This is a genomic window from Pseudomonas sp. A-RE-22, from assembly GCF_019956035.1.
GTDB classification, from domain to species: Bacteria; Pseudomonadota; Gammaproteobacteria; order Pseudomonadales; family Pseudomonadaceae; genus Aquipseudomonas; species Aquipseudomonas brassicacearum.
Genome location: NZ_JAHBCZ010000089.1, coordinates 1 through 2,718 on the forward strand (window position 1 = coordinate 1; position 2,718 = coordinate 2,718).

Annotated in this window: 1 protein-coding gene; it reads left to right on the forward strand. The window is 60.7% G+C overall.

Annotated elements, in window-relative coordinates:
• On the forward strand, nt 1–2,718 hold a 2,718-nt coding region (locus KGA89_RS29545), incomplete at both ends, for an immunoglobulin-like domain-containing protein (RefSeq protein ID WP_317851102.1).

Here is a 2,718-nt window from a genome sequence, read left to right on the forward strand (position 1 = left end):
ACGTCTACAAAGACGCTGGCAAAGTTGAAGTCAGCATCGATAAAGCCACTGGTGGTAACTTCGAGAACCTGGTTCCGAGCACCACGCCTGCGGTGACTGACGTTACCGATACCATCGACACCTCGACTGTCAGCCTGACCGCAACGTCCACCGTCGCGGAAGGCGGCACCGTGGTGTACACCGCCTCGGTCAATGCACCGGTCACTGATGCCCCGCTCGTCGTGACGTTGAGCAACGGCCAGACCATCACCATTCCGGTTGGCGCCAGCAGCGGCACCGTGAACTTCGTCACGCCAAACGACGCCCTCGCGGGCGGCGATAACCTGAGCGTCAAAATCGACGACGCCAAGGGTGGCAATTACGAGAACCTTGCAATCGACGGCAAGCCTGCCGACACCACCGTTACCGATGTACAGGACACTACCGGCCTGACCTTGAGTGCAACCGATAGCGTTGCTGAAGGCGGCTCCATCGTTTACACCGCCACCCTGACCAACGCCGCTGGCTCACCAGTGACCGTCACCTTGAGCAACGGCGCGGTGATCAACATCGCTGCGGGCGCCACCACTGGCACCGTCACTGTCGATGCGCCAAAAGACGACGTCTACAAAGACGCCGGCAAAGTCGAAGTCAGCATCGACAAGGCCACTGGCGGTAACTTCGAGAACCTGGTTCCTAGCACCACGCCTGCGGTGACTGACGTTACCGATACCATCGACACCTCGACTGTCAGCCTGACCGCAACGTCCACCGTCGCGGAAGGTGGCACCGTGGTTTACACCGCCTCGGTCAACGCACCGGTCACTGATGCTCCGCTCGTCGTGACGTTGAGCAACGGCCAGACCATCACCATCCCAGTCGGTGCCAGCTCCGCTTCGGTGAACTTCGTTACGCCGAACGACGCCCTCGCAGGCGGCGATAACCTGAGCGTGAAGATTGATGACGCCAAGGGCGGCAACTACGAAAAACTGGACATCGACGGCAAGCCTGCCGACACCACCGTCACAGACACTCAGGACACCACTGGCCTGACCTTGAGTGCAACCGATAGCGTCGCCGAAGGCGGTTCCATCGTTTACACCGCAACATTGACCAACGCCGCTGGCTCGCCAGTGACCGTCACCTTGAGCAACGGCGCGGTGATCAACATCGCTGCGGGCGCCACTACCGGCACCGTGACCGTCGATGCGCCAAAAGACGACGTCTACAAAGACGCTGGTAAAGTTGAAGTCAGCATCGACAAGGCTACTGGCGGTAACTTCGAGAACCTGGTTCCGAGTACCACGCCAGCAGTGACCGATGTCACTGACACCATCGACACCAGCACCGTTTCGCTCACTGCGACTTCGACTGTGGCCGAAGGTGGGACTGTCGTTTACACCGCCTCGGTTAACGCACCCGTGACCGACGCTCCGTTGGTTATTACCCTGTCGAACGGCCAGACCATCACCATTCCGGTTGGCGCCAGCAGCGGCACCGTGAACTTCGTCACGCCAAACGACGCCCTCGCGGGCGGCGATAACCTGAGCGTAAAGATCGACGACGCCAAGGGCGGCAACTACGAAAAACTGGACATCGACGGCAAGCCTGCCGAAACCACCGTCACAGACACCCAGGACACCACTGGCCTGACCTTGAGTGCAACCGATAGCGTCGCCGAAGGCGGCTCCATCGTTTACACCGCCACCCTGACCAACGCCGCTGGCTCGCCTGTCACTGTGACTTTGAGCAACGGCGCCGTCATCAACATCGCCGCAGGCGCCACCACCGGCACCGTCACTGTCGATGCGCCAAAAGACGACGTCTACAAAGACGCTGGCAAAGTTGAAGTCAGCATCGATAAAGCCACTGGCGGTAACTTCGAGAACCTGGTTCCGAGCACCACGCCTGCGGTGACTGATGTCACCGACACCATCGACACCTCGACTGTCAGCCTGACCGCAACGTCCACCGTCGCGGAAGGTGGGACCGTGGTTTACACGGCGTCGGTCAACGCACCGGTCACTGATGCCCCGCTCGTCGTGACGTTGAGCAACGGCCAGACCATCACCATTCCGGTTGGCGCCAGCTCCGCTTCGGTGAACTTCGTTACGCCGAACGACGCCCTCGCGGGCGGCGATAACCTGAGCGTGAAGATCGACGACGCCAAGGGCGGCAACTACGAAAAACTGGACATCGACGCCACTCCGGCGAATACCACCGTTACCGATGTACAGGACACCACTGGCCTGACGCTCTCGGCAACTGACACTGTCGCCGAAGGCGGCTCCATCGTTTACACCGCAACATTGACCAACGCCGCTGGCTCACCAGTGACAGTCACCTTGAGCAACGGCGCCGTCATTAACATCGCCGCAGGCGCCACCACTGGCACCGTGACCGTCGATGCGCCAAAAGACGACGTCTACAAAGACGCTGGTAAAGTCGAAGTCAGCATCGATAAAGCCACTGGCGGTAACTTCGAGAACCTGGTTCCGAGCACCACCCCAGCGGTGACCGACGTTACCGACACCATCGACACCAGCACCGTTTCGCTCACAGCGACTTCGACGGTGGCCGAAGGTGGGACCGTGGTTTACACCGCCTCGGTCAACGCACCCGTGACCGACGCTCCGTTGGTTATCACCCTGTCGAACGGCCAGACCATCACCATTCCGGTTGGCGCCAGCAGCGGCACCGTGAACTTCGTCACGCCAAACGACGCCCTCGCGGGCGGCG